The organism is Klebsiella sp. 54 (genome assembly GCF_018223875.1).
In the GTDB taxonomy this organism is placed as follows: Bacteria; Pseudomonadota; Gammaproteobacteria; order Enterobacterales; family Enterobacteriaceae; genus Klebsiella; species Klebsiella quasipneumoniae.
This window is the reverse complement of the sequence record NZ_JAGRRA010000001.1, coordinates 324,885-350,710: the sequence shown is the minus strand read 5'-3', so window position 1 is coordinate 350,710 and position 25,826 is coordinate 324,885. Positions and strand designations below refer to the sequence as shown.

The 25,826-nt window shown below is 58.8% G+C and carries 23 protein-coding genes and 1 pseudogene; 9 read left to right on the top strand and 15 right to left on the bottom strand.

Translation table 11 applies throughout. The annotated features are described in order from the left end of the window. Positions 1 to 21: 21 nt before the first annotated feature. The gene (ppiA, locus tag KHQ24_RS01540; protein WP_002920238.1) at positions 22 to 591 is read right to left on the bottom strand and encodes a peptidylprolyl isomerase A; all 570 of its coding nucleotides are present in this window, start codon (positions 589 to 591) and stop codon (positions 22 to 24) included. Between the two features lie 276 nt (positions 592 to 867). Here ppiA and tsgA point away from each other — a divergent pair, with 276 nt between their 5' ends. Further along, positions 868 to 2,055, top strand: coding sequence for an MFS transporter TsgA (gene tsgA / locus KHQ24_RS01535; RefSeq protein ID WP_211777099.1), 1,188 nt, complete (start codon positions 868 to 870; stop codon positions 2,053 to 2,055). Here tsgA and KHQ24_RS01530 read toward each other — a convergent pair. Further along, a complete protein-coding gene (locus KHQ24_RS01530) occupies positions 2,052 to 3,374 on the bottom strand; it encodes a cytosine deaminase (RefSeq protein WP_064178586.1) in 1,323 nt (440 codons plus the stop codon). The two genes, tsgA and KHQ24_RS01530, sit on opposite strands and share 4 nt — an antisense overlap. A gap of 238 nt (positions 3,375 to 3,612) precedes the next feature. Between KHQ24_RS01530 and nirB the strand changes: the two genes are divergently transcribed. The 3 genes from nirB (at position 3,613) to cysG (ending at position 8,006) form a co-directional block, all read left to right on the top strand. Then, complete coding sequence (nirB, locus tag KHQ24_RS01525) at positions 3,613 to 6,156, top strand: nitrite reductase large subunit NirB (RefSeq protein ID WP_064178585.1); 2,544 nt, start codon at positions 3,613 to 3,615, stop codon at positions 6,154 to 6,156. Next, positions 6,153 to 6,479 (top strand): nitrite reductase small subunit NirD, encoded by a 327-nt coding sequence (nirD, locus tag KHQ24_RS01520; protein ID WP_004202186.1) that lies wholly within the window; start codon positions 6,153 to 6,155, stop codon positions 6,477 to 6,479. The genes nirB and nirD overlap by 4 nt, the downstream gene beginning before the upstream one ends. Positions 6,480 to 6,632: 153 nt before the next feature. Then, entirely contained in the window at positions 6,633 to 8,006 is a 1,374-nt protein-coding gene (gene cysG, locus KHQ24_RS01515) for a siroheme synthase CysG (protein WP_004202185.1), read from the top strand. A gap of 74 nt (positions 8,007 to 8,080) precedes the next feature. Here the strand turns inward: cysG and trpS are convergent, their stop codons facing one another. From trpS to KHQ24_RS01455, 12 genes and pseudogenes are all read right to left on the bottom strand, one after another. Continuing rightward, positions 8,081 to 9,085 (bottom strand): tryptophan--tRNA ligase, encoded by a 1,005-nt coding sequence (gene trpS / locus KHQ24_RS01510; RefSeq protein ID WP_211777098.1) that lies wholly within the window; start codon positions 9,083 to 9,085, stop codon positions 8,081 to 8,083. Further along, a complete protein-coding gene (gene gph, locus KHQ24_RS01505) occupies positions 9,078 to 9,839 on the bottom strand; it encodes a phosphoglycolate phosphatase (RefSeq protein WP_004202180.1) in 762 nt (253 codons plus the stop codon). Before gph ends, trpS begins: the two co-directional genes overlap by 8 nt. Beyond that, complete coding sequence (gene rpe / locus KHQ24_RS01500) at positions 9,832 to 10,509, bottom strand: ribulose-phosphate 3-epimerase (RefSeq protein ID WP_004202179.1); 678 nt, start codon at positions 10,507 to 10,509, stop codon at positions 9,832 to 9,834. Before rpe ends, gph begins: the two co-directional genes overlap by 8 nt. A gap of 17 nt (positions 10,510 to 10,526) precedes the next feature. After that, complete coding sequence (gene dam / locus KHQ24_RS01495; protein ID WP_004202178.1) at positions 10,527 to 11,354, bottom strand: adenine-specific DNA-methyltransferase; 828 nt, start codon at positions 11,352 to 11,354, stop codon at positions 10,527 to 10,529. A gap of 78 nt (positions 11,355 to 11,432) precedes the next feature. Continuing rightward, positions 11,433 to 12,728: a cell division protein DamX gene (damX, locus tag KHQ24_RS01490; RefSeq protein WP_060656631.1), complete on the bottom strand. Its 1,296-nt coding sequence runs from the start codon at positions 12,726 to 12,728 to the stop codon at positions 11,433 to 11,435. 84 nt (positions 12,729 to 12,812) lie between these two features. Beyond that, positions 12,813 to 13,907 carry a 3-dehydroquinate synthase gene (gene aroB, locus KHQ24_RS01485; protein WP_048295659.1) on the bottom strand — a complete coding sequence of 365 codons (1,095 nt, stop codon included), beginning with the start codon at positions 13,905 to 13,907 and terminating at the stop codon, positions 12,813 to 12,815. Positions 13,908 to 13,962: 55 nt separating this feature from the next. Next, positions 13,963 to 14,484, bottom strand: a complete 522-nt coding sequence (aroK, locus tag KHQ24_RS01480) for a shikimate kinase AroK (RefSeq protein WP_002920267.1) — start codon at positions 14,482 to 14,484, stop codon at positions 13,963 to 13,965. A gap of 270 nt (positions 14,485 to 14,754) precedes the next feature. After that, on the bottom strand, positions 14,755 to 15,993 hold the full coding sequence (gene hofQ, locus KHQ24_RS01475) for a DNA uptake porin HofQ (RefSeq protein WP_211777097.1): 1,239 nt from the start codon (positions 15,991 to 15,993) through the stop codon (positions 14,755 to 14,757). After that, positions 15,932 to 16,309 carry a HofP DNA utilization family protein gene (locus tag KHQ24_RS01470; RefSeq protein WP_004202171.1) on the bottom strand — a complete coding sequence of 126 codons (378 nt, stop codon included), beginning with the start codon at positions 16,307 to 16,309 and terminating at the stop codon, positions 15,932 to 15,934. The genes hofQ and KHQ24_RS01470 overlap by 62 nt, the downstream gene beginning before the upstream one ends. Then, entirely contained in the window at positions 16,299 to 16,727 is a 429-nt protein-coding gene (locus tag KHQ24_RS01465; protein ID WP_205426376.1) for a pilus assembly protein PilO, read from the bottom strand. The genes KHQ24_RS01470 and KHQ24_RS01465 overlap by 11 nt, the downstream gene beginning before the upstream one ends. Then, positions 16,717 to 17,250: a PilN domain-containing protein gene (locus KHQ24_RS01460; protein ID WP_032456683.1), complete on the bottom strand. Its 534-nt coding sequence runs from the start codon at positions 17,248 to 17,250 to the stop codon at positions 16,717 to 16,719. The genes KHQ24_RS01465 and KHQ24_RS01460 overlap by 11 nt, the downstream gene beginning before the upstream one ends. Further along, positions 17,234 to 18,035 (bottom strand): annotated as a pseudogene (locus KHQ24_RS01455) (pilus assembly protein). The gene KHQ24_RS01460 and the pseudogene KHQ24_RS01455 overlap by 17 nt, the downstream one beginning before the upstream one ends. A 118-nt stretch (positions 18,036 to 18,153) precedes the next feature. Between KHQ24_RS01455 and mrcA the strand changes: the two are divergent. Continuing rightward, positions 18,154 to 20,712: a peptidoglycan glycosyltransferase/peptidoglycan DD-transpeptidase MrcA gene (gene mrcA / locus KHQ24_RS01450; RefSeq protein WP_023319249.1), complete on the top strand. Its 2,559-nt coding sequence runs from the start codon at positions 18,154 to 18,156 to the stop codon at positions 20,710 to 20,712. 53 nt (positions 20,713 to 20,765) lie between these two features. Here the strand turns inward: mrcA and nudE are convergent, their stop codons facing one another. Continuing rightward, positions 20,766 to 21,326 carry an ADP compounds hydrolase NudE gene (gene nudE, locus KHQ24_RS01445; protein WP_004202164.1) on the bottom strand — a complete coding sequence of 187 codons (561 nt, stop codon included), beginning with the start codon at positions 21,324 to 21,326 and terminating at the stop codon, positions 20,766 to 20,768. A 320-nt stretch (positions 21,327 to 21,646) separates the two neighbouring features. Here nudE and KHQ24_RS01440 point away from each other — a divergent pair, with 320 nt between their 5' ends. The 4 genes from KHQ24_RS01440 to hslO are packed head-to-tail and all read left to right on the top strand — an operon-like array spanning position 21,647 to position 25,824. Continuing rightward, positions 21,647 to 23,779 carry an intracellular growth attenuator family protein gene (locus tag KHQ24_RS01440; RefSeq protein ID WP_108433221.1) on the top strand — a complete coding sequence of 711 codons (2,133 nt, stop codon included), beginning with the start codon at positions 21,647 to 21,649 and terminating at the stop codon, positions 23,777 to 23,779. A 60-nt stretch (positions 23,780 to 23,839) separates the two neighbouring features. Next, a complete protein-coding gene (gene yrfG, locus KHQ24_RS01435; protein WP_048295664.1) occupies positions 23,840 to 24,523 on the top strand; it encodes a GMP/IMP nucleotidase in 684 nt (227 codons plus the stop codon). Next, positions 24,520 to 24,921, top strand: coding sequence for a ribosome-associated heat shock protein Hsp15 (gene hslR / locus KHQ24_RS01430; protein ID WP_017899959.1), 402 nt, complete (start codon positions 24,520 to 24,522; stop codon positions 24,919 to 24,921). Before yrfG ends, hslR begins: the two co-directional genes overlap by 4 nt. Positions 24,922 to 24,939: 18 nt before the next feature. Continuing rightward, a complete protein-coding gene (gene hslO / locus KHQ24_RS01425) occupies positions 24,940 to 25,824 on the top strand; it encodes an Hsp33 family molecular chaperone HslO (RefSeq protein WP_017899960.1) in 885 nt (294 codons plus the stop codon). Positions 25,825 to 25,826: the final 2 nt, after the last annotated feature.

The following is a 25,826-nucleotide window of genomic DNA, read 5'->3' as shown; positions in this document are numbered from 1 at the left end:
GACTACCGCGCCGTGGGAAGATTAGGGCAGCACTTTCGCAGAGAGGATAACGACCGGTTTAGTCGGCACATTCTGGTATGGGCCGACGTTATGGGTCTGAACCTGGGAGATCTTATCCGCAACGTCCATGCCTTTTACTACCTTGCCAAACACCGCATAGCCAAAGTCGCGCTGGCCATGGTCGAGGAAGGCGTTATCCGCCACGTTGATGAAGAACTGGCTGGTGGCGCTATCCTGATCGGCGGTACGCGCCATGGCGATGGTGCCGCGGGTGTTGCGCAGGCCGTTGTCTGCTTCATTTTTGATCGGCGGGTTAGGCTGTTTCTGCTGCATCTGCTCGTTAAAGCCGCCGCCCTGCACCATGAATCCCGGGATCACGCGATGGAAGGTAGTGTTGTTGTAGAAGCCGCTGTTAACGTACTTCAGGAAGTTATCCACGGAAATCGGGGCTTTCTGGCTGTTTAACTCAAGCTCAATGTTACCTGCCGAGGTGGTCAGCAGCACATGCGGATCGCCCTTTGCCGCCATGGCCGGGGAGAACGCTGAAATGGCGAAAACGGCAGCCATCGCCGCCAGTGTTGATTTGAGCATGGAAAATCCTTAACGGAGCAGAATAAAAGCGAGTGCCTTGATTCTAAAGAGCCTTTGCATCCTGGGCCAGCCTTTTACCAAATTTTACTTAGCTGTAATAATTGTAACCGCGCAAACGTTCTCTCTGGCGTCGAAAAAACGTGATTCAAGTCACATTAAAACATGCAAAAGATAACGTATTTCACAATAAACATTTAATTACATCACCTGAACGACTAAAATCTGTCCGCCCGGCGCGGCGTCAACGCGCTTTACCTTTCTATTCACAGGCCAGTCATGACTAACAGCAACCGTATTAAGCTCACATGGATCAGCTTCTTCTCCTACGCCCTGACCGGCGCGTTGGTGATCGTCACCGGGATGGTGATGGGTAACATTGCGGATTATTTCCATCTGCCCGTTTCCAGTATGAGCAACACCTTTACCTTTCTGAACGCCGGTATTCTGATCTCCATCTTCCTCAATGCCTGGCTGATGGAGATCGTGCCGCTGAAAACTCAGCTGCGTTTTGGCTTTATTTTGATGGTGCTGGCGGTGGCCGGCCTGATGCTCAGCCACAGCCTGGCGCTGTTCTCCGCATCAATGTTCGTTCTCGGCCTGGTGAGCGGGATCACCATGTCGATCGGGACCTTCCTGATCACCCATATGTATGAAGGCCGTCAGCGCGGGGCGCGTCTGCTGTTTACCGACTCCTTCTTTAGCATGGCGGGAATGATTTTCCCGATGGTCGCCGCAGTCCTGCTGGCGCGCAGCATCGAGTGGTACTGGGTCTACGCCTGTATCGGTCTGGTGTATGTCGCTATTTTCGTCCTGACATTCGGCTGTGACTTCCCGGTACTCGGCAAAAAAGCGCAGAGCGAAAACAGCCAGCCGGTGGTGAAAGAGAAGTGGGGCATCGGCGTGCTGTTCCTCTCCGTCGCGGCGCTGTGCTATATCCTCGGTCAGCTGGGCTTTATCTCCTGGGTACCGGAATATGCCAAGAGCCTTGGCATGAGCCTCGGCGATGCCGGTAAGCTGGTGAGCGATTTCTGGATGTCCTACATGATCGGCATGTGGTCATTCAGCTTTATCCTGCGCTTCTTCGACCTGCAGCGCATCTTAACCGTCCTCGCCGGCCTCGCGACGGTGCTGATGTACCTGTTTATCAATGGTTCGCCGGAGCATATGCCGTGGTTTATTCTGACCCTGGGCTTCTTCTCCAGCGCCATCTACACCTCGATCATTACGCTCGGTTCGCAGCAAACTAAAGTCGCTTCACCAAAGCTGGTGAACTTTATCCTCACCTGCGGCACCATCGGCACCATGCTGACTTTCGTGGTCACCGGCCCGATTGTGGCAGCCAGCGGTCCGCTGGCCGCGCTGCACACCGCTAACGGCCTCTACGCCGTGGTGTTCGTGATGTGCTTTATCCTCGGCTTCGTCTCCCGTCACAGCCAGAACAACGCTCAGGCGGCGTCTCACTAAGCCTTCGGCCCCTTTGCGTCCGCAAGGGGGCTGTTTCTCATAAAAGAAAGCTCCTCGCCACCGCGGTCGGTCTGGATCCAGGTTTGCGCCAGTTGGGTGGTCGCAATCACCCTTCCCTCGCGAATTGACCAGCGCACCGGCACCTGGCAGCGTACCGCCTCAAAGCCATTCTCCGCCGGCAGAATGATCAGGTTAGCCGGATTGCCGCTGACGATGCCGTAATCCGTCAGGCCAAACGTGCGGGCGCTGTTGTCGGTGACAAGCTGCAGGCCGTCGTTAATTTGCTGGTAGCCCATCAGCTGGCAAACGTGGAGCCCCATATGCAGGACCTGCAGCATATTACCGGTCCCCAGCGGGTACCACGGGTCAAAGACATCATCATGACCAAAGCAAACGTTGATCCCCGCCGCCATCAGCTCCTTCACCCGGGTAATGCCACGTCGCTTCGGGTAGTCGTCAAACCGGCCCTGCAGATGAATATTGACCAGCGGATTGGCGACAAAATTGATGCCGGAGAGCTTAAGCAGGCGGAACAAGCGCGAGGTATAAGCGCCATTATAGGAGTGCATGGCGGTGGTATGGCTGGCCGTCACCCGCGGCCCTATTCCCGCTTTTAACGCCAGCGCGGCAACGGTTTCCACAAAGCGCGACTGTTCGTCGTCAATTTCATCGCAGTGAATATCCAGCGGGCGGTCATATTTCCGCGCCAGTCGGAAAGCGATATGCAGCGATTCCACCCCATATTCACGGGTGAACTCAAAGTGCGGGATCGCCCCGACGACATCCGCCCCCAGCTTCAGGGCCTCTTCCAGCAGCGCCTCGCCGTTGGGGTAAGAGAGGATCCCCTCCTGCGGAAAAGCGACAATCTGCAGCTCGACCCATGGCGCCACCTCCTGTTTGACCTCCAGCATCGCCTTCAGCGCCGTCAACGTCGGATCGGAGACATCGACATGGGTACGGACAAACTGCACGCCATTGGCGATCTGCCACTTGAGGGTTTTCCACGCCCGGGCTTTAACGTCTTCATGGCTGAGCAGCACTTTCCGCTCCGCCCAGCGCTCAATCCCCTCAAACAGAGTGCCGGACTGGTTCCAGTTTGGCTCGCCGGCCGTCTGGGTGGTATCCAGATGGATATGCGGCTCAATAAAAGGCGGGATCGCCAGCCCGCCGCGAGCGTTCAACACTTCGTAGCTTTCGTCCCGCGCCTCCCCCATCGGCGTGATCTCGCCAAAGCGCCCCTTATCTATCGCTATCTGCCACAGGCCGTCGCGGTCTGCCAGGCGTACGTTCTGAATCAACCAAAGCGGCGCTGCTGTCATATCAACCTCTCCATTCAATACGGCTTGTTTTCTACTCAACCCCAATCGCGACCCACCCAATTCTTGTACACAAAATCAGCAAAAAGGAAAAGCCAGCGTTTTCCACAACTTAGAAAAATACAGACAAATCAATTATATACCCATTAAGTGGTAGGTGAAGTTGTCATTGATTTGCATCAATAAGCCTGATGGCTGAATCGTTAAGGTAGGCGGTAATAGAAAAGAAATCGAGGCAAAAATGAGCAAAGTCAGAATCGCTATTATCGGTAACGGCATGGTTGGCCATCGCTTTATCGAAGAGCTTCTTGATAAGGCGCCTGCCGGACAATTCGACATTACCGTGTTCTGTGAAGAGCCGCGTATCGCCTACGACCGTGTCCACCTGTCGTCTTATTTCTCCCACCATACCGCAGAAGAGCTGTCGCTGGTCCGCGAAGGTTTCTATGAGAAACACGGCGTCAAGGTGCTGGTCGGCGAAAGGGCCATCACCATCAACCGCCAGGAGAAGGTGATCCACTCCAGCGCCGGGCGCACGGTGTTCTACGACAAGCTGATCATGGCGACCGGCTCATACCCCTGGATCCCGCCGATTAAAGGCGCGGAAACCCAGGATTGCTTCGTCTATCGCACCATTGAAGATCTCAACGCCATTGAATCCTGCGCCCGTCGCAGTAAACGCGGCGCGGTGGTCGGCGGCGGTCTGCTCGGCCTCGAAGCCGCAGGCGCGCTGAAAAACCTCGGCGTGGAAACCCATGTTATCGAGTTCGCGCCGATGCTGATGGCCGAGCAGCTCGACCAGATGGGCGGCGAGCAGCTGCGGCGCAAAATTGAAAGCATGGGCGTGAAAGTTCACACCAGTAAAAACACCAAAGAGATCGTTCAGCAGGGCATCGAGGCGCGCAAAACCATGCGCTTCGCCGACGGTAGCGAGCTGCAGGTCGATTTCATCGTCTTCTCTACCGGGATCCGCCCGCGCGATAAACTGGCCACCCAGTGCGGGCTGGCGGTTGCCCAGCGCGGCGGCATCATGGTCAACGATAGCTGCCAGACCTCCGACCCGGATATCTATGCCATCGGCGAATGCGCCAGCTGGAACAACCGCGTGTATGGCCTCGTCGCGCCGGGTTATAAAATGGCCCAGGTGGCCGTCGATCACCTCCTCGGCAGTGAAAACAGCTTCACCGGCGCCGACCTCAGCGCCAAGCTGAAGCTGCTGGGCGTGGACGTGGGCGGCATCGGCGATGCCCACGGCCGCACGCCGGGCGCCCGCAGCTACGTCTATCTTGACGAAAGCAAAGAAGTTTATAAGCGTCTGATCGTCAGCGCCGACAACAAAACCCTGCTCGGCGCGGTGCTGGTCGGCGACACCAGCGACTACGGCAACCTGCTGCAGCTGGTGCTCAACGCCATCGAGCTGCCGGAGAATCCGGATTCGCTGATCCTCCCGGCCCACGCCGGCAGCCGCAAGCCGTCGATCGGCGTCGATAAACTGCCGGACAGCGCGCAAATCTGCTCCTGCTTCGACGTCAGCAAAGGCGACCTGATCGCCGCCATCAACAAAGGCTGCCATACCGTCGCGGCGCTGAAAGCGGAAACCAAGGCCGGTACCGGCTGCGGCGGCTGTATCCCGCTGGTCACCCAGGTGCTCAACGCCGAGCTGGCGAAACAGGGCATCGAGGTCAACAACAACCTGTGCGAACACTTCGCTTACTCCCGCCAGGAGCTGTTCCACCTGATCCGCGTGGAAGGCATCAAAACCTTCGACGAACTGCTGGCCAAACACGGCCAGGGCTACGGCTGTGAAGTTTGTAAACCGACCGTCGGCTCCCTGCTGGCCTCCTGCTGGAATGAGTACATCCTCAAGCCTCAGCACACGCCGCTGCAGGACACCAACGACAACTTCCTCGCCAACATCCAGAAAGATGGCACCTACTCGGTCATTCCGCGCTCCGCGGGCGGCGAAATCACCCCGGAAGGGCTGGTCGCCGTGGGCCGTATCGCTCGTGAATTCAATCTGTACACCAAAATCACCGGCTCCCAGCGCATCGGCCTGTTTGGCGCGCAGAAAGACGACCTGCCGGAGATCTGGCGGCAGCTGATTGAAGCGGGCTTCGAAACCGGCCACGCCTACGCTAAAGCGCTGCGGATGGCGAAAACCTGCGTCGGCAGCACCTGGTGCCGCTACGGGGTCGGCGACAGCGTCGGCTTCGGCGTCGAACTGGAAAACCGCTACAAAGGCATCCGCACCCCGCACAAAATGAAGTTCGGCGTCTCCGGCTGTACCCGCGAATGCGCGGAAGCCCAGGGCAAAGACGTCGGGATCATCGCCACCGAGAAAGGCTGGAACCTGTACGTATGCGGCAACGGGGGGATGAAGCCGCGCCACGCCGATCTGCTGGCTGCGGACCTCGATCGCGAGACGCTGATTACGTATCTCGACCGCTTTATGATGTTCTACATCCGCACCGCCGATAAGCTGACCCGCACCGCGCCGTGGCTGGACAACATGGAAGGCGGGATCGACTATCTGCGCAGCGTGATCATCGATGACAAGCTCGGTCTGAACGACCATCTGGAAGAGGAGCTGGCTCGCCTGCGCGCCGCCTTCGCCTGCGAGTGGACCGAGACCGTCAATAACCCGGCGGCGCAGACTCGCTTCAAACACTTTATCAACAGCGACCAGCGCGACCCGAACGTTCAGGTGGTGCCGGAACGTGACCAGCATCGCCCGGCCACGCCATATGAGCGTATCCCGGTTACTTTGGTGGAGGAAAAAGCATGAGCCAGTGGGTAAACATCTGCAAAATTGACGACATCCTGCCCGCCACCGGCGTCTGCGCCCTGCTCGGTCAGCAGCAGGTGGCGATCTTCCGTCCCTATCATGACGACAGGGTGTTCGCCATCAGCAACATTGATCCGTTCTTTAACGCCAGCGTACTGTCTCGCGGAATTATCGCCGAGCATGACGGCGCCCTGTGGGTTGCCAGCCCGCTGAAAAAACAGCGCTTCCGCCTGAGCGATGGCCTGTGTATGGAAGATGCCAGCCACTCTATCGCCCGTTTCGACGCCCGGGTAAAAGACGGCCACGTTCAGCTTAAAGCGTGAGTCCCGCTTCCTCCCCCCGGTCACGGGGGGAGATATAAGTAACACTTCTGACCGACAGCGCATGAGTGCGGGATATGTCGCATGTTTTGTATTACCTTTGCTGCTATTCTACGACCACTCACTTTCTACCCATTATTTTTATGAGGTTATTCTGTGGATCACTTACCCATATTCTGCCAGTTACGCCAGCGGGATTGTTTACTGGTTGGCGGCGGGGATGTCGCCGAACGCAAGGCCCGTCTGCTGTTGGATGCTGGCGCAAACGTCACGGTCAATGCGCTCGACTTTACCCCTCAGTTTCAGGTGTGGGCCGATTCACAGATGCTGACCCTGGTGCAGGGGGAGTTTATCCCCTCGCTGCTGGACAACTGCTGGCTGGCCATCGCCGCTACCGATAATGAAACGGTGAACCAGCAGGTCAGCGACGCGGCCGAAGCGCGGCGTATTTTCTGTAACGTGGTGGATGCCCCGCGCCAGGCCAGCTTTATCATGCCGTCGATCATCGACCGCTCGCCGCTGATGGTCGCCGTCTCCTCGGGCGGGACATCACCGGTGCTGGCGCGCCTGCTGCGCGAGAAGCTGGAGTCAATCTTACCCCTGCATCTTGGTCAGCTGGCCCGCTACGCCGGCCATCTGCGCGCTCGCGTCAAGCAGCAGTTTGCCACCGTAGGCGAACGCCGACGGTTCTGGGAGAAGCTGTTCGTTAACGACCGCCTGGCGCAGTCGCTGGCCAATGACGATCGGCAGGCGGTGGCGGATACCACCGAGCAACTGCTGACCGAGCCGTTAGAGCATCGCGGCGAGGTCGTCCTGGTTGGCGCCGGCCCCGGTGACGCCGGGCTGCTCACGCTCAAAGGCCTGCAGCAGATCCAGCAGGCCGACGTGGTGGTCTATGACCGACTGGTCTCCGACGACATCATGAATCTGGTGCGCCGCGATGCCGACCGGGTGTTCGTTGGCAAGCGCTCAGGCTATCACTGCGTGCCTCAGGAGGAGATCAACCAGATCCTGCTGCGCGAAGCGCAAAAAGGAAGACGCGTGGTCCGGCTGAAAGGCGGCGATCCCTTTATCTTTGGCCGCGGCGGAGAGGAGCTGGAGACCCTCTGCGAGGCGGGCATCCCCTTCTCGGTTGTGCCAGGCATCACCGCCGCCTCCGGCTGCTCCGCCTACTCGGGGATCCCGTTGACCCATCGCGATTTCGCCCAGGGCGTACGCCTGGTCACCGGCCATCTGAAAACCGGCGGCGAGCTGGACTGGGCGAACCTGGCGGTGGAGAAGCAGACCCTGGTGTTCTACATGGGTCTGAACCAGGCGCCGGCGATCCGCGAGAAGCTTATCGCCCACGGCATGGCGGAAGATATGCCTGCCGCCATCGTCGAGAACGGCACCGCCGTGACGCAAAAAGTGGTCAGCGGCACCTTAGGACAGCTGGATATTCTGGCGCAGCAGATGGCCAGCCCGGCGCTGATCATTGTCGGCCGCGTGGTCGGCCTGCGGGATAAACTTAACTGGTTCTCAAACCACTAACCTTCGCCTCGCGGCGTGAACGACAGGCATAAAAAAGGGCGGGATAATCCCGCCCTGTTTAGCTGTTGCGTCGCTTACGGCTTGGCGACAAAGCCAATCGCTTCGTATACCGCTCTCAGGGTTTGAGAAGCCCGCGCGCTGGCCTTTTCTGCGCCGTCTTTCATCACCTGATTGAGAAACGCTTCGTCGTTACGGAAACGGTGATAGCGCTCCTGCAGGTCAATCAGCATGCCCGATACCGCGTCGGCGACTTCGCCTTTCAGGTGGCCATACATTTTGCCTTCGAAGTGCTGCTCCAGCTCAGGAATGGTTTTCCCGGTGACCGCGGAGAGGATATCCAGCAGGTTGGAGACGCCCGCTTTCTCTTTCAGGTCGTAGCGCACCACCGGCGGCTCGTCGGAGTCGGTGACCGCACGTTTGATCTTCTTGACCACCGATTTCGGGTCTTCCAGCAGGCCGATGACGTTGTTGCGGTTGTCGTCGGACTTGGACATCTTTTTCGTCGGCTCCAGCAGCGACATCACGCGCGCACCGGATTTAGGGATAAACGGCTCAGGCACTTTAAAAATATCGCCGTAGATGGCGTTAAAACGCTGGGCAATATCGCGACTCAGTTCAAGGTGCTGTTTCTGATCTTCGCCCACCGGAACCTGGTTGGTCTGGTACAGCAGGATGTCAGCGGCCATCAGTACCGGATAATCAAACAGACCGGCGTTGATGTTCTCCGCGTAGCGCGCGGACTTGTCTTTAAACTGGGTCATGCGGCTCAGTTCGCCGAAATAGGTGTAGCAGTTCAACGCCCAGCCTAACTGGGCGTGTTCCGGCACGTGCGACTGAACGAAGATAGTGCTTTTCTGCGGGTCGATGCCGCAGGCCAGATACAGCGCCAGGGTGTCCAGCGTCGCCTTACGCAGCTGCTGCGGATCCTGGCGCACGGTGATGGCGTGCTGGTCCACGATGCAATAGATGCAGTGGTAATCGTCCTGCATGTTTACCCACTGACGCAGCGCACCCATGTAGTTGCCAATGGTCAGTTCACCTGAGGGCTGTGCGCCACTAAAAACGATGGGCTTAGTCATGTTTCAATTCCTGAGTTTCACTGTGCGGTAACCCGAGAGCGGGTAAGAGTTCATTAAACTGGTCGAAGAGATAGTCCGGCTCGCTCAGCGCAAGCGGTTCGCCATAGTTATAACCGTAGGTCAGGCCAACTGAGCAGCAGCCAGCCGCTTTGGCCGCCTGAATATCATTACGTGAATCGCCGACGAACAGCAGCGCCTCCGGCGTCAGGCCGAGCTTTTGCGCTACCAGCAGCAGCGGTTCCGGATGCGGCTTTTTGTTCTGGACGTCATCGCCGCCGATCACCACGGTAAAATATTTCGCAATATCGAGCGCGTCCAGCAGCGGGGCGACGAACGGCGTCGGCTTATTGGTCACCAACGCCAGCGGCAGACCTTTGCCCTGCAGCGCGCCGAGCGTATCGGCCACTGCCGGAAACAGGAAACTGCCCTCTTCCGCCGCTTCGGCGTAATAGCGGTCAAACAGTTTACGCAAAATGCGCAGCTGTTCGTCTTGCGGAATATCATGATCGTCGACGGAAGGCTTGCCCATCGCCGCACGTAACGTGGCACGCTCCTGGCGAGCCCAGCTCAGCGCCCGCTCCATCAGGACATCGGCGCCGTTGCCGATCCAGGTTACGACGCGCTCTTCTCCCGCCACCGGCAGTTCCAGGGCGTAGAGGGCGTTATCAACGGCGGCGGTCAGACCCGGCGCGCTGTCCACCAGCGTGCCGTCGAGATCAAACGCGATGCCGCGGATCGCCTGTAATTTATCCATGACTCACCTTCGCTAATTCACTACGCATTTGATCAATCACTTTCTTGTAGTCCGGCTGGCCGAAGATCGCCGAACCGGCAACGAACATATCCGCGCCCGCCGCGGCGATTTCGCCGATATTGCTCGCTTTCACCCCGCCATCCACTTCCAGACGGATGTCGTAGCCGGACGCATCGATGCGCTGGCGCACTTCACGTAGTTTATCCAGCGTCTGGGGAATAAAGGACTGGCCGCCAAAGCCCGGGTTAACCGACATCAGCAGGATCACGTCCAGTTTATCCATCACATAATCGAGATAGCTCAGCGGCGTCGCGGGGTTAAACACCAGGCCCGCTTTACAGCCATGCTCTTTGATAAGCTGCAGGCTGCGGTCGACGTGTTCGGAGGCTTCCGGGTGGAAGGTGATGATGCTGGCGCCAGCTTCGGCAAAATCAGGAATGATGCGGTCGACCGGCTTCACCATCAGGTGGACGTCGATCGGCGCGGTAATACCGTAGTTACGCAGCGACTTCAGCACCATCGGGCCAATCGTCAGGTTCGGCACGTAGTGGTTGTCCATGACGTCGAAGTGCACGACATCCGCACCCGCCGCCAGCGCCTTCGCGGTATCCTCACCCAGACGGGCAAAATCAGCCGACAGAATCGAAGGGGCAATCAAATACTGCTTCATCCGCATCTCCTTGAAATTTATTTGGTCTTAGGCGGACGGTAGAGCGCTAAGAGCTCGTCCACCTTTTTACGCGTACCACCGTTGCTGCTGATGCTGCGCCGAACCTTCACAATATGCGTTTCTGCCGCGTTTTTATACCACTCCTGCGTCAACGGCGTGCGGTGGTTGGAAATCAGCACCGGGATCCGTTTCTTCATCAGCGACTCCGCCTTTTGCGCCAGCAGCACCTGTTGCTCCAGGTTGAAGCTGTTGGTGTGGTAGGCGGTAAAGTTCGCCGTCGCCGTCAACGGCGCATAGGGCGGATCGCAATACACCACCGTGCGGCTATCCGCACGCTGCATGCACTCTTCATAAGATTCGCAGTAAAACTCAGCGTTTTGCGCCTTGTCGGCAAAATGATAGAGCTCAGCCTCGGGGAAATAGGGCTTCTTATAGCGGCCAAACGGCACATTGAACTCGCCGCGCAAATTGTAGCGACACAGGCCGTTGTAACCGTGACGGTTCAGATACAGGAACAGCACCGCGCGACGCAGCGGGTCCTGGCTCTGATTGAACTCATCACGGTACTGGTAGTAGCGCTCAGCGACGTTATTTTCCGGGGTAAACATCTCGCGGGCGGCAGCGACGTACTCGTCGGTGCGCAATTTGACGATGTTGTACAGGCCGATTAAATCACTGTTGATATCCGCGAGGATATAACGAGAAAAGTCGGTATTGAGAAATACCGACCCGGCGCCCACAAAGGGCTCGATTAAGCACTCACCTTCCGGCAAATGCTTTTTAATATCGTCAAGCAGGGGGTACTTCCCCCCTGCCCACTTTAGAAAAGCGCGATTCTTTTTCATGCTGCCTAACTAATTACACGTTCTCCGGCTGTGGAGAAAGCTCCGACAGCATCCTGCGCTTAAGACTACCCCACGGCATTATTTCAGATCAGCCTGAACCTGATGCAGTGGTTTTGCCCATGGATTTTTCGCCTGCACGTCCGGCGGCAGCGAGGTGACCGCGCGTTTCGCTTCATCTTTCGATGAATAGATACCGCTCACCAGCACGTACCACGGTTGGCCGTTACGTGACGTTTCATAGACAACATATCTGTCCAGCTTCTCTTTCTTCGCCCAGTTGTTCAGGTTTTCATAGTTAGAGGAGCTGCTGAGCTGCAGGGTATAGTTACCCGACGGCGCAGATTTCATCGAGCTGACGTCGCCTGCCGTTTTACCGCTCTTCGCCGCCGGCGCTGCCGCGGCCGCCGTTGCGGCTGGCGCAGCAGTGGTGGTGGTTGCTGGTGCTGCAGGTTTACTCTGCGCGGTGGCTACCGGTTTGCTTTCCGCGACGGTCGTTTTCGCCGGGGCAGTGGTCGCCGCGCTTTCAACATGCTTCGGCTGAACCGACTTCGTTTCTACCGGCGCTTTTGCCACCGCCTGTGGTTTCGGCTGCGGCTTCGCTTCGATGACGGTGTGCTTACGCTCAGCAGGACGCGGCGTTGCCGCCGTCTGACGTTCGGTCGTCTGGCGCGGCGCCGCGGTGCCACTGGCGCCATTACGGATCGGCGCGACGGTTGCCGGTTCAGTTGGCAGCGTCGAGTTAGCTACGGCGCCGTCCAGCTGGCCCTGCTGCTGGGTCAACGCATTATTCAGATCGCCCTGAACTTCAACGCGCTGCTGGCCCTGCGGCTCTGCCGCGGCCTGGCCCTGGGTCGGGTTCGCGGCAATAGGCGGTACCGTGACGTCCTGCTGGGTGGTGGTATTGGCGGCAGTCTGATCCTGGCCGGCAGCTGGCGTGCTGGTGGACTGGTCGTCAGACAGATTAATGCTCTTCTCGCCGGAAGCGGTCTGCTGGCTGGAAGAAGATGGCGATTTCAGCGCGGAACCGATACCCACGATTAACAGCAACAGTACCAGAATGCCCACGCCCATCATGATGTACTGGCGGGAAGCGGGTTTCGCCGGCGCTTTTTTACGCTTACGCGGACGACGCTCTACAGGCTGCTCTTCGAGCATCTCCTCATCTTCCGCATCCAGTTCTTCTTCGAATTCTTCCTCTTCACGCTCACGACGGGCCTTGCCGGCGCGCGTCGGACGGCCTTCATCGGCATCAAGATCGACATCGTCAAAATTGATCTGCGGATCGGCATCACGCTCGGAAGACTGACGGGAACGACCAGCACGACGATCGTTGCGATCGGCTTTCATATCGTCTTCTGGTTTGAAATCATCCATTTAACACCCCACTAAAAGGCTTATGCTCACGATTATTGCACATCACCCGAAATGATAACGCCGCGCGAACGCGGCCAGACCTTCTTATTGTTGCGCCTGCTGAGTGTCAGCAATCGCGCCAAGAACCACATCGTGCGGCACTCCGCCGCGCAGCTCGCTGCTTCCTATTGCGAGCGGGAGCACCAGCCGCATTTCGCCAGCCAGTACTTTCTTATCGCGCATCATATGGGGCAAATACGCCTGCGCACGCATTTCCTGCGGGCCGCGTACCGGTAAGCCTGCACGCTTGAGCAGATCGATAAGGCGCTGAGTATCCTGCGCGCGGAACTGCCCCAGCCGTTCGGACGTATGCGCCGCCATCACCATACCTGCCGCCACCGCTTCGCCGTGCAGCCAGTTACCGTAGCCCATTTCCGCTTCGATAGCATGGCCGAAGGTATGTCCAAGATTGAGTAAAGCACGTAACCCGGTTTCACGCTCGTCGGCAGCCACAACTTCCGCTTTCAGCTCACAGCAGCGGCGAATGCAGTACGCCATGGCCTTTTCATCCAACGCCAGCAAGGCATCAATGTTGTTTTCCAGCCAGCTGAAGAAGGCGCCATCGAGGATCACCCCATACTTAATGACCTCAGCCAGTCCGGAAGCGAGTTCGCGCTTCGGCAGCGTCTTCAGACAGTTAAGATCAACCACCACGGAAACCGGCTGCCAGAAGGCGCCAATCATGTTTTTGCCGAGAGGGTGGTTCACTGCGGTTTTGCCGCCGACCGACGAGTCGACCTGCGACAGCAGGGTGGTAGGGACCTGGATAAAACGCACGCCGCGCTGATAGCTTGCCGCGGCGAAACCGGTTAAATCACCGATAACACCGCCGCCGAGCGCCACCAGCGTGGTGTCGCGGCCATGGGTTTTTTGCAACAGCGCGGTAAATACGGTATCCATCACCGCCAGGCTTTTATACTGCTCGCCGTCGGGCAGGACTACGCTGTCAACGTTGACCCCTGCCTGCTCAAGCGCAGAGCGGACGGTATCCAGATAAAGCGGCGCCAGCGTTTCGTTGGTGACCAGCATAGCCTGGTCGCCCGACTTAAGTGGCAGGAAGGAAGCTGGATCGTTGAACAAACCAGCCGCGATGGTAATCGGGTAACTACGTTCCCCGAGGGTAACAGTAAGCCTCTCCATAACGCGACATCCACCTCAGTGACTTTTACTCTGACGCACTTTTATTAAGCCAGAATCAGTTGCTTTCCAGCATGTGAATAATCTGGTTCGCGACGACTTTCGCACTCTGATCGTCTGTGCGGATAGTCACATCGGCGATCTCTTCATACAGCGGGTTACGCTCGTCAGCCAGCGCTTCCAGTACTTCACGAGGCGGCGCATCGACTTGTAGCAAAGGACGCTTTTTATCGCGCTGCGTACGGGCCAACTGCTTCTCGATCGTTGTTTCCAGGTAGACCACCACGCCGCGGGCGGAGAGACGGTTACGCGTTTCACGGGATTTTACAGAGCCGCCGCCAGTCGCCAGCACAATTCCCTGTTTTTCCGTCAACTCATTGATAATTTTTTCTTCACGGTCGCGGAAGCCTTCTTCGCCTTCAACATCGAAGACCCAGCCCACATCAGCGCCAGTGCGTTTCTCAATCTCTTGATCGGAATCGTAAAATTCCATGTTGAGCTGTTGGGCTAACTGGCGCCCAATAGTGCTTTTGCCGGCACCCATAGGCCCAACCAGAAAGATATTGCGTTTCTCTGCCATTTTTTCGGTACTACTAAGACTATTCGTTAATGATAAACCCGCTTCGCAGACACCCAGCGCCGCAGGGCATGAACTGAAACCTCATATGCAATAGAGCGAGAGTCAGACTAAAAATTATCTCAATACTCCGGCTGGTTTGGCAACTGAATAAAATCGCCGGACAATAAAGGGAGGATTGATGTCGTACCCGACTCTCAAATCGGTACCCCTTGTATGCTAAATCCGTCCTCACGTCAAACACCTGAAACGTGTTTAGCATGAAAAACCTGCTTAACGTACTGCCAGAATCCGTGGCGTAATAAAGACAACCAGTTCACGGCGTTCATTATCTTTCCCGTCGCGGCGAAACAGACGCCCCAGCACCGGGATATCGCCAAGCAGCGGGACGCTGTCGCGGGCGGTTTTGTTTTTCTGCGAAAAGATGCCGCCCAACGCCAGGGTCTCGCCGCTGCGGACTTCCACCAGGGTCTCGATCTCCTGTTTATCAATGGCCAGCGCCTCGCCGTTATCCTGCTTCAGCACCTGGCCTGGCGTGTTCTCGCTTATTCGCAGCTTCAACCGCACTCTCCCCTGCTGCAGCACCGTCGGCGTCACCTCCATGCCCAGCACCGCCTCTTTAAACTCCACCGACGTGGCGCTGCTTTCACCGCTGGAGACCTGATAGGGGATCTCGCTCCCCTGCTTGATGCTGGCGGGCTGCATATGAGAGGCGAGCAAACGAGGACTGGCGATAATATCGACCTGCTGCTTGCGCTCCAGCGCGGAAAGCTCCAGCTCAAGCAAGCGCCCGTTAATTTTGCCGATGTTAAAGCCTGCGCGGGTGCTGGCGTCGTTGACTGACAGATCGCTGCTTAGGGTGGTAATGCGCCCGGATCCTGGCGTGCTTTCAGCCTCCGCCAGCCGCCATTTCACCCCCAGTTCACGCAGGCTGGTTTCGCTCATTGACACGATATGGGCGGCCAGCTCCACCTGTCCGACCGGCAGATCCATCTCCTGCGCCCAGGCCTTCAGCGCCGGCAGATGGCGGGCATCATCGCGGATCAGCAGCCGATTGGTCCGCTTGTCCGCCATCAGGTTTCCCCGGGCGCTAAGCAACTTACCGCCGCTTTTAGCCAGCTCCTCGGCATCGGCATAGTGCAGGGTCACGCTCTCCGCCCGCAGCGGCAGGTTCTGCAGACGTTTCGCCTGTTCCGCTTCGCGCTGCGCCAGGTTGGCCTTTTGCCAGGCCTGCGTATGTGCGTAGATGACCGTCCCCTGCTGTTGCAAAGAGAGGCCTGCGCTATCCGCCACTGCCCGCAGCGCCTGGGTCCAGGGAACCTTCTGCAGGCGCAGGGAGAGCGTGCCGCTGACGTCCGGTGCGACAACGAGATTCTTCTGGTTCATTTCGGCCAGGGCTTGCAGCACCTGGGCCACTGGCGCGTCGTCAACGACCAGCGAAACCGGCTTATCATTTCGCGCGGCGACCACCGCCAGCGGTAGCAGCAAAAGCAGGCTTATCCATCGCATCATCTTGTTTTCCTTTACGTTGCCAGCGCCACGCTGGCGGTTCACATCCCGGAGGCGTGACGATGTCCAGTTCACTGTCCGTCAGCCGGTTCACCCGCCAGCCCGTGGGCAATTGCTCATCCAGGCGCACCCGTCGCCACGTGCCGCTTCCGTCCTGCAAAAAACCCATCCAGCCTGCGCCATCGCCGGCCGCGCCGCCATAACGCCATTGCGACAGCTGCGCCGCGCGGCAGGGATCCTCAACCGGCTGAAAAGGATCGCGCTCGGCCGCCAGCAGCGACAACGGCAACCACAGCAAAACCCAGCATTTACCGACCATCTTCCGCCTCCAGCTGCAGCCGCATGCGCAGCGCCTGCCCCTCGCGCTCCAGCGAGAACGAACGCGGGTTCATCCCGCTGCGCGCCAGCCATGAAAACAGAGCGGGTACCGTCGGCCAGGAGAGAGCCAGCTCCATCTCGCCGCCGCTCCCCTGCGGATGCCAGGCGATTAGCTTCGCCCCGGCGAGCGGAATGGCTATGGGCGAGAACGGCTGCTTGTCGATGCGCTCCCCGGATCTTTCACCGTCAGGGATGCGCAGCGCCATGATCCGCCGCCACTGCGTTTGCAGAGCGCCATCGCGGGACAGCGCCGCCTGCGGCGGCCGGGCATCGCGCCAAAGCGCCACGCCGCCCCCCGTCAGCCCCATCGCGAGCAGGATCAGCAGCCCCGCCCGGGTGCGCAGGGTATTAATCCTCATCGGCGCGCGCTCCCGACAGGGTGAAACTGAACCGCCAGCGCCCCTCGGCGTCGCGCTGCGTTCCGCCGGCTTTAGCCGGCGCGAATCCCGTGACGCTGGCCAGAGAAGCCTCCACTCCGGCCAGCGCCTGCAGGTTGAGGGCCAGGCCATCCAGCGTCAGACGCGCCCCCTGGTACTCCAGCCGCGTCAGCCATGCCTGAGCGGGCAGGTCCGCCGCGAGCGCCATTAGTCGGGGTTGCCAGGCAGCGATCGTCGATCTGCGCTGGAGCTGCTCGCGCTGGCGTTGATGCTGCTGCCACGCTTCGCGCATCGCCTGTTCACGTTGTTTGAGCGAGGCGAGCAGCGCTGCGTCGGCCGTCGCGTGGAGCCTCGCCAGGGCGTCGCGCTGTAGACCAGCCGTTCGCCCCACCTGCAGGGTCATCCCCGCCAGCAGCACGATACCGATGGCTAACAACAGGGTGTAGCGCAGGCGCTGGCGGCGACGCAGGTCACGCCAGGGGAGAAGATTAACGACATGCGTCATGGCGCCCGCCCCCCCAGCGCCAGCCCAAGGGCAATGGCGTAGCGATCGCCATCGGCTGGCAGCGGAGGCTGCCGGCGGTGAACCACCTGCCAGACATCAAAACGACTGGCCTCGTCGCCCGCGTCAGCGCACAAGCGCAGAGGAACCTGAAGCTGCCCCGCCAGCTGGCTCAAGGACCCTATCGCATCGCAGGCGTCACAGCCCCAGGCCTCATGGGTCGCCCATAGCCAGTGCTTTTCATCCCGCCACGCCAGGCCTTGCTCTGCTGCCGTCACCCAGGGGAAAAAAGCGCCGAGCGCGCTGGCATCCGGTACGATGGCAGTTACCCGCAGGCGCAGCCGCCCTGCCAGCTCCCGCAGAACATTGATATCCAGCCGCTGCGCCGCCGTAACCTGCCAGCCGTCATTTCGCGAGGTGGGCGCATAATCAATACAGAGAGAGGAGGCGGGCATCGCCAGCTGCTGGGTCATGGCGCTGGCTATCCACGTCGCCTGTTCCCGCTCTCGCAGGGCGAACTGGGGATAAGGCACGCGTTTTTGCAGCGTGCGAGCTGCGGGGAAGGCGATATTGATCTGATGCTGTACCGGTAGCTCCCGCCGCCAGGCGGCCAGCCGTGAGCCGAGGGCGCTGACGTCCGCCACCATCCCCTGCCGCACCAGGCCTGGCGGCAACGGAATGCGCCACCAGCGGCGCAGCGCCCAGTGTGAGCGCTCAAACAGTAGCGCGACAATGGCAATGCTATCTTGTTGGATATGCATTCCGATCCGCCAGTTTCTGAAAGCCATGCTTATGATCTCCTTATCCGGCAAAACTGTCCGGCTATATCAATGCACCTGGCTTGCCTTTATACTACCGCGCGTTTGTTTATAAACTGCCCAAATAAAACTAAATGGGAAAACACCGGTGAAGTTCGTAAAGTATCTATTGATCCTTGCAGTCTGTTGCGTACTGCTGGGAGCAGGCTCGATTTTTGGCCTCTACAAATACATAGAGCCGCAACTCCCCGACGTCGCAACCCTGAAGGATGTGCGTTTGCAGATCCCGATGCAGGTCTATAGCGCCGACGGTGAGCTTATTGCGCAGTACGGCGAAAAGCGCCGTATCCCTGTCACGTTGCAGCAAATTCCCCCCGAGCTGGTGAAAGCGTTTATCGCTACCGAAGACAGTCGTTTCTATGAGCATCACGGCGTCGATCCGGTGGGTATTTTCCGCGCCGCCAGCGTGGCGATGTTTTCAGGCCACGCCTCGCAGGGCGCCAGCACCATCACCCAGCAGTTAGCGCGTAACTTCTTCCTCAGCCCCGAGAAGACGTTGATGCGTAAGATTAAAGAGGCCTTTCTGGCTATCCGCATCGAGCAGCTGCTGAACAAAGATGAAATCCTTGAGCTGTACCTGAACAAGATTTACCTCGGCTACCGCGCCTATGGCGTCGGCGCCGCGGCGCAGGTCTATTTTGGCAAACCTATCGACCAGCTGACCCTCAGCGAAATGGCGGTGATTGCCGGTCTGCCGAAAGCCCCGTCCACTTTTAACCCGCTCTATTCGATGGATCGCGCCACAGCCCGGCGCAACGTGGTGCTGTCGCGTATGCTGAGCGAGGGGTACATCACCCAGGCGCAATACGATGAGGCGCGCAGCGAACCCATCGACGCCAGCTACCACGCGCCGAAAATCGCCTTCTCCGCGCCCTATCTGAGCGAAATGGTGCGCCAGGAGATGGTGAATCGCTACGGCGAGCAGGCCTACGAAGATGGCTACCGGGTGTACACCACGATTACCCGCAAAAACCAGCAGGCGGCCCAGCAGGCGGTCCGCAATAACGTGCTGGATTACGATATGCGTCACGGCTACCGCGGCCCGGCCAGCGTGCTGTGGAAGGTCGGCGAAACGCCGTGGGAGGCGAAAAAGATCGTTGACGCCCTGAAGCGCCAGCCTGGCTTTGGCCCGCTTTCTCCTGCGGTGGTCACCTCCGCGAATGCCCAGGAGGCTGTCGCGCTGTTGGCTAACGGCGACTCCGTTTCGCTGACGATGGACGGCGTGCGCTGGGCTCGCCGCTTTATCTCCGATACGCAGCAGGGGGCAACCCCGCGTAAAGTCAACGACGTCGTGCAGGCCGGGCAGCAGATCTGGGTTCGCAAAGTGGGAGACAGCTGGTGGCTGTCGCAGGTGCCGGACGTCAACTCGGCATTGGTCTCCATTAACCCGCAAAACGGCGCGATTATCGCCCTTGTCGGTGGGTTTGACTTTAACCAGAGCAAGTTCAACCGCGCCACTCAGGCGCTGCGCCAGGTCGGCTCCAACATCAAGCCATTCCTCTACACGGCTGCGATGGATAAAGGCTTAACTCTGGCAAGCATGCTCAACGATGTGCCAATCTCGCGCTGGGACGCCGGAGCCGGTTCCGACTGGCGGCCGAAAAACTCGCCGCCGCAGTATGCCGGTCCGATTCGTTTACGCCAGGGCCTGGGGCAGTCGAAAAACGTGGTCATGGTGCGCGCCATGCGCGCCATGGGCGTTGACTATGCCGCCGAGTATTTGCAGCGCTTTGGCTTCCCGGCGCAAAACATTGTCCACACCGAATCACTGGCGCTGGGCTCCGCCTCCTTTACGCCTCTGCAGGTCGCCCGCGGTTATTCGGTGATGGCCAACGGCGGCTTCCTGGTGAACCCGTTCTTTATCAGTAAGATTGAGAACGATCAGGGCGGGGTCCTCTTCGAAGAGCGTCCGAAAATCGCCTGCCCGCAGTGTGATTTACCGGTGATTTACGGCGATACGCCAAAATCCAACGTGCTGGAAAACAAAGATGTGGAAGATGTCGCCACCTCGACGGAACCGCAGAATGGCACCGTGCCGCCGCAGCCGCAGCTGGAGCAGGCCAATCAGTCACTGGTGGCGCAGAGCGGCGCCCAGGAATACGCGCCGCATGTGATCAACACCCCGCTGGCCTTCCTGATCAAGAGCGCGCTGAACAGCAACATCTTTGGCGAACCGGGCTGGATGGGAACCGGCTGGCGCGCCGGACGTGACCTGCAGCGGCATGACATCGGCGGCAAAACCGGGACCACCAACAGCTCGAAGGACGCCTGGTTCTCAGGCTACGGACCGGGCGTGGTGACCTCGGTTTGGATCGGCTTTGACGATCATCGTCGCGATCTTGGCCGGACCACCGCATCGGGGGCGATTAAAGATCAGATCTCCGGCTACGAAGGCGGCGCCAAAAGCGCCCAGCCGGCCTGGGACAGCTTTATGAAGAGCGTGCTGGAAGGCGTTCCGGAAGAGCCATTAACGCCGCCGCCGGGAATCGTCACGGTGAATATCGATCGCAGCACCGGTCAGCTGGCGAACGGTGGCAACAGCCGGGCGGAATACTTTATTGAGGGTACCCAGCCCACGCAGCAGGCGGTCCATGAGGTGGGCACCACCCTGACTGACGGCGGCGGTGAAACCCACGAGCTGTTCTGACAAAAAAAGCGCCTGCGGGCGCTTTTTTATTGCTGCTTAGCGTAAACGCTCGTTCAGAGTCGGCCCTGGGCCTGCAACCATTCCCGCACTAAAAACAGCGCACTAACGTTGCGGGCCTCGTTAAAATCTTCTTCATCCAGCAGCGACATCAACTGCGCCAGCGGCCAGCGCACCTGCGGCAGCGGCTCGGGCTCATCGCCCGGCAGCGACTCCGGATAGAGATCTTCCGCCACCAGGATGTTCATTTTGCTGGAGAAGTAAGAGGGAGCCATACTGAGCTTCTTCAGAAACGTCAGCTTATTGGCGCCGAAGCCAACCTCTTCTTTCAGCTCGCGATTGGCCGCTTCATCCACGGTTTCACCCGGATCAATCAGCCCTTTGGAGAAGCCCAGTTCGTAGGATTCCGTCCCGACGGCATACTCGCGAATCAAAATAATATGATCATCAACAATCGGCACAATCATCACCGCTTCGCGGGTGGAAGGCCGCATACGTTCATAAACGCGACGCACACCGTTGCTGAATTCCAGATCGACGCTTTCGACATTAAAGAGGCGCGAACGGGCGACAGTTTCAACATTGAGAATGGTGGGTTTTTGTAATGATTTGCTCATTGTCATCGGTCTATGCTGTGATTAAGCAGTCATTGTGCGATACGCAACACGCTTTCGGCAATCCAAATCGCTACTTATTTACAGAGTTGTAACCTTTTCCCTGCAAAGGGAAAAGTAATAAAGATAAAAAAGTCAATAGCTTGAATTCTCTTTGAGAATTTACCGATTTCTGGCCTTTAACGTTTTTGGTAAGCTAATACGCTGCTGCATGACATATTTACTACCCTGCAAGCAGGTGCGCCACTAACACTGCAGCTTGACGTTAGTCTTCACGTTCACCGACGATTTCGTAAGAAAAATATAACTATGATGGGATGGGCATGGGCACCTTTCTGATATTCCTTACAGCTCTGCTAATCTGCGTATTGCTCATTGGATGGTGGTATCGCACGCACGCCAGACGCCGCCGGCTCCCTCTACTGCACGCCTTTAGCGATGCCACCACGCGGCCGATCGCGGCCGATGAGCGCCAGGCCATCGAAAAGTATCTTGCCGAACTGAGCCGCGCCCAGCAGGTTCCCGCGTCCGGCGCCACCAGCGCGCCCGTCGCTCTGGCGCTAAACGAACAGAGCGATACCGTCTATGGGGTGACGCGAGCCATCACCCGCTACGGGATCACTACCGACGCGCCGAATAAATGGCGCTATTTTCTCGATTCGGTGGAGGTACATCTGCCGCCGTTCTGGGAACAGCATATCAACGATGAAAACAGCGTCGAGCTGATCCCCACCGACAGCCTGCCGCTGGTTATCACCCTAAACGGCCATACCCTGAGCGACTATCGTCAGGAAGCGCAAAGCTACGCGCTGGAACGCGCCTCGGCCACCCAGGCCTCAATTCGCGGCGAAGAGAGCGAACAGGTAGAGTTGCGGCAGATCCGTCGGGAAAGCCCGGAAGAACACGCCCTGAACCGCCCGGATGGTCTGCGCGAAGCGATCCTGATCGTCGCCTCTTTCCTGTTCTTTTATTTCAGTCTGATTGGGCCTGCCGTCTTTACCCCATGGCTGGTGGCTGCCGGTTTGCTGCTGCTCGCCGCCGGCCTATTGGGGGTCTATGCCCCGCCGCGCCGCGCCTCGCTGCGCGAAATCCATTGCCTGCGCGGCGTCCCTAAGCGCTGGGGGCTGTTTGGCGAAAACGATCAGGAGCATATCAATAATATCTCGCTGGGCATTATCGATCTCATCTATCCGCGCCACTGGCAGCCCTGGATCGCCCAGGACCTCGGACAGCAGACCGATATTGATATCTATCTCAACCGCCATGTAGCCCGTCAGGGACGCTACTTGTCGCTTCATGATGAAGTGAAAAACTTCCCGCTGCAGTACTGGCTGCGCAGCGCGATTATCGCCGCCGGCGCCCTGGTGGTGGTAATCATGCTATGGGCCAGCGTACCGCTGAATATGCCGTTTAAGTTCACCCTGTCGTGGCTGAAGGGGGCGCAGACCATTGAAGCCACGACCGTCAGCCAGCTGGAAAAGGCCCATGTGCGCATTGGCGATACGCTGCGCCTGACCGGCACCGGGATGTGCAACATCCGCACGCCGGGCAGCTGGACGGCCAAAGAGGATTCGCCGTTCCTGCCTTTCGATTGTTCGCAGATTGTGTGGAACGATGCCCCTCCTCTGCCGCTGCCGGAGTCTGACATTGTCAGCAAAGCGACCGCTCTGATGCAGTCCGTCCAGCGTCAGCTGCACCCGGAAACCGACGACGACTCCCGCGTCAGCCCGGCGCTGCGCTCCGCCATTCAGAAATCTGGCATGGTGCTGCTGGATGATTTCGGCGATATCGTTCAGAAAACCAACGATCTCTGTTCCGCTGCCGATGATTGCCTGCGGCTGAAGAATGCGCTGGTTAATCTCGGCAATACCCGTAACTGGGAGACGTTAACTAAGCGTGCGTCCGCCGGGAAACTGGATGGCGTGAACGTGCTGCTGCGGCCAGTCAGCGCCGAGTCGCTGGAGAATCTGGTGACCACCTCAACCGCCCCCTTTGTCATGCGTGAAACCTCGCGGGCGGCGCAGGCGCTCAACAGCCCGGCCCCGGGCGGCTTCCTCATCGCCAGCGACGAGGGCAGCGTGCTGGTCAATCAGCCGTGGCCGGCGGTGAGCCTGTATGATTACCCGGCGCATGAGCAGTGGGGGGAACTGCGGCGGCTGGCCGGTATGCTGATGCATACCCCCTTCCATGCCGAAGGGATAGTCACCAATCTGTTTACTGACGCCAACGGCACTCAGCATATCAACCTGCACCGCATTCCTGACCGCAGCGGCCTGTGGCGCTATCTGGGCATCACCCTGCTGCTGCTGTCGATGGTGGGATGCATGGCTTACCACGGGGTGCAGGCGCTGCGTCGTTATCAACGCCATCGCCAGCGTATGGAAGAGATTCAGAAATATTACGAAAGCTGCCTGAACCCGGTGCTGCTCCCCTCGTCGTCTGACCCGCAAGATTAATTTTCCCGGCGACAGGGTGTGATACCCTGTCGCCCATTTCCCGCTCGCTGGAGAGTCATCATGCATTTTGATATCGCCTGGCAGGAGGTCGATACCGTTCTGCTGGATATGGACGGCACGCTCCTGGATCTCGCTTTCGACAACTATTTCTGGCAAACGCTGGTGCCGGAAACCTGGGGGGCCGCCCGCGGCCTCAATCTGCAACAGGCGAAAGAGGCCATGCACCAGGAGTATCACGCCGTGCAGCATACGCTAAACTGGTACTGTCTGGATTACTGGAGCGAGCGCCTGGGTTTGGATATTTGTGCGATGACCAGCGAACAGGGTCCGCGCGCCACGCTGCGTGAGGATACCGTGCCGTTCCTTGATGCGCTCAAGGCCAGCGGTAAGCGACGTATTCTGTTGACCAATGCCCATCCCCACAATCTGGCGGTGAAACTCAAACACACCGGCCTGGATGCGCACCTTGATTTATTACTTTCCACCCACACATTTGGTTATCCGAAAGAGGATCAGCGTCTGTGGCGCGCCGTGGCGGAGGAAACCGGCCTTGAGCCGCATAAAACGCTGTTTGTCGACGACAGCGAGGCAATTCTGGATGCCGCGAGGGAGTTTGGCATTCGTTACTGCCTGGGCATTACCAATCCCGACTCCGGGCTGGCGGAAAAGCAGTATCTGCGCCATCCGGGGCTGAATGATTACCGACGACTGATCCCTTCGCTTACCCCGAAGGAGAGGCGATGAAAGAGAAGCCTACCGAAACCGTCAGACTGGACAAATGGCTTTGGGCCGCCCGCTTTTACAAGACCCGCGCGCTGGCGCGAGAGATGATTGAAGGCGGCAAGGTGCATTACAACGGACAACGCAGCAAGCCCGGGAAAATCGTCGAACTGGACGCCATGCTAACGCTGCGTCAGGGCAACGACGAGCGGACGGTGCGCATCGTCGGTATCACCGAACAGCGCCGCCCGGCAAGCGAAGCCGTCACCCTGTATGAAGAGACGGCTGAGAGTATCGAGAAGCGTGAAAAAATGGCCCTGGCGCGCAAAATGAACGCCCTGACCATGCCGCACCCTGACAGACGTCCGGACAAGAAAGAGCGCCGCGACTTGATGAGATTTAAACACGGCGAGAGTGAGTAACTCGCGCCAGAAAGAGAGATGATTATGACTCAACACGATCAATTACATCGTTATCTGTTTGAAAACTATGCCGTGCGCGGCGAGCTGGTGACGGTGTCGGAAACCCTGGAACAGATTCTGGCAAATCACACTTATCCCCAGCCGGTGAAAACGGTGCTGGCGGAGCTGCTGGTCGCCACCAGCCTGCTGACTGCAACGCTGAAATTTGCCGGCGACATCACCGTGCAGCTGCAGGGCGATGGGCCTTTACAGCTGGCGGTCATCAACGGCAATAACCAGCAGCAGCTGCGCGGCGTCGCGCGCGTGCAGGGCGAGATTGCGGACGATGCGGATCTGAAAGCGATGGTCGGCAACGGCTATCTGGTCATCACCATCTCCCCGGAAGAGGGTGAGCGTTATCAGGGCGTGGTCGGTCTGGAAGGCGATACGCTGGCCGCCTGCCTGGAAGATTACTTCCAGCGTTCAGAGCAGCTGCCGACGCGCCTTATTATCCGCACCGGCGAACATGAAGGTCAGCCGATGGCGGGCGGGATGCTGCTGCAGGTGATGCCGGCGCAGGATGCCCAGACTGCCGACTTTGAGCACCTGGCGACGCTCACCGAGACCATCAAGGCGGAAGAGCTGTTCACCCTGCCGGCGAACGATGTGCTGTGGCGTCTGTACCATGAAGAAGAAGTCACGGTCTACGATCCGCAGAGCGTGGAGTTCAAGTGCACCTGCTCCCGCGAACGCTGCGCCGGCGCGCTGAAAACCCTGCCGGACGAAGAGATAGATAGCATCCTTGCCGACGAAGGCGAGATTGATATGCACTGCGACTACTGCGGTAACCACTATATCTTCAACGCCATGGACATCGCCGAGATCCGTAATAACGCCTCTCCGGCCGATCCGCAGGTCCATTAATC

Coding starts and splice junctions, on each gene's coding strand:
- hslR (WP_017899959.1), top strand. CDS start 24,520: ATGAAAGAGAAGCCTACCGAAACCGTCAGACTGGACAAATGGCTTTGG.
- ppiA (WP_002920238.1), bottom strand. CDS start 591: ATGCTCAAATCAACACTGGCGGCGATGGCTGCCGTTTTCGCCATTTCA.
- KHQ24_RS01470 (WP_004202171.1), bottom strand. CDS start 16,309: ATGGTCGGTAAATGCTGGGTTTTGCTGTGGTTGCCGTTGTCGCTGCTG.
- tsgA (WP_211777099.1), top strand. CDS start 868: ATGACTAACAGCAACCGTATTAAGCTCACATGGATCAGCTTCTTCTCC.
- KHQ24_RS01440 (WP_108433221.1), top strand. CDS start 21,647: ATGGGCACCTTTCTGATATTCCTTACAGCTCTGCTAATCTGCGTATTG.
- KHQ24_RS01530 (WP_064178586.1), bottom strand. CDS start 3,374: ATGACAGCAGCGCCGCTTTGGTTGATTCAGAACGTACGCCTGGCAGAC.
- hslO (WP_017899960.1), top strand. CDS start 24,940: ATGATTATGACTCAACACGATCAATTACATCGTTATCTGTTTGAAAAC.
- nudE (WP_004202164.1), bottom strand. CDS start 21,326: ATGAGCAAATCATTACAAAAACCCACCATTCTCAATGTTGAAACTGTC.
- yrfG (WP_048295664.1), top strand. CDS start 23,840: ATGCATTTTGATATCGCCTGGCAGGAGGTCGATACCGTTCTGCTGGAT.
- KHQ24_RS01465 (WP_205426376.1), bottom strand. CDS start 16,727: ATGAGGATTAATACCCTGCGCACCCGGGCGGGGCTGCTGATCCTGCTC.
- aroK (WP_002920267.1), bottom strand. CDS start 14,484: ATGGCAGAGAAACGCAATATCTTTCTGGTTGGGCCTATGGGTGCCGGC.
- trpS (WP_211777098.1), bottom strand. CDS start 9,085: ATGACTAAGCCCATCGTTTTTAGTGGCGCACAGCCCTCAGGTGAACTG.
- nirB (WP_064178585.1), top strand. CDS start 3,613: ATGAGCAAAGTCAGAATCGCTATTATCGGTAACGGCATGGTTGGCCAT.
- dam (WP_004202178.1), bottom strand. CDS start 11,354: ATGAAAAAGAATCGCGCTTTTCTAAAGTGGGCAGGGGGGAAGTACCCC.
- aroB (WP_048295659.1), bottom strand. CDS start 13,907: ATGGAGAGGCTTACTGTTACCCTCGGGGAACGTAGTTACCCGATTACC.
- damX (WP_060656631.1), bottom strand. CDS start 12,728: ATGGATGATTTCAAACCAGAAGACGATATGAAAGCCGATCGCAACGAT.
- gph (WP_004202180.1), bottom strand. CDS start 9,839: ATGGATAAATTACAGGCGATCCGCGGCATCGCGTTTGATCTCGACGGC.
- nirD (WP_004202186.1), top strand. CDS start 6,153: ATGAGCCAGTGGGTAAACATCTGCAAAATTGACGACATCCTGCCCGCC.
- KHQ24_RS01460 (WP_032456683.1), bottom strand. CDS start 17,250: ATGACGCATGTCGTTAATCTTCTCCCCTGGCGTGACCTGCGTCGCCGC.
- hofQ (WP_211777097.1), bottom strand. CDS start 15,993: ATGATGCGATGGATAAGCCTGCTTTTGCTGCTACCGCTGGCGGTGGTC.
- rpe (WP_004202179.1), bottom strand. CDS start 10,509: ATGAAGCAGTATTTGATTGCCCCTTCGATTCTGTCGGCTGATTTTGCC.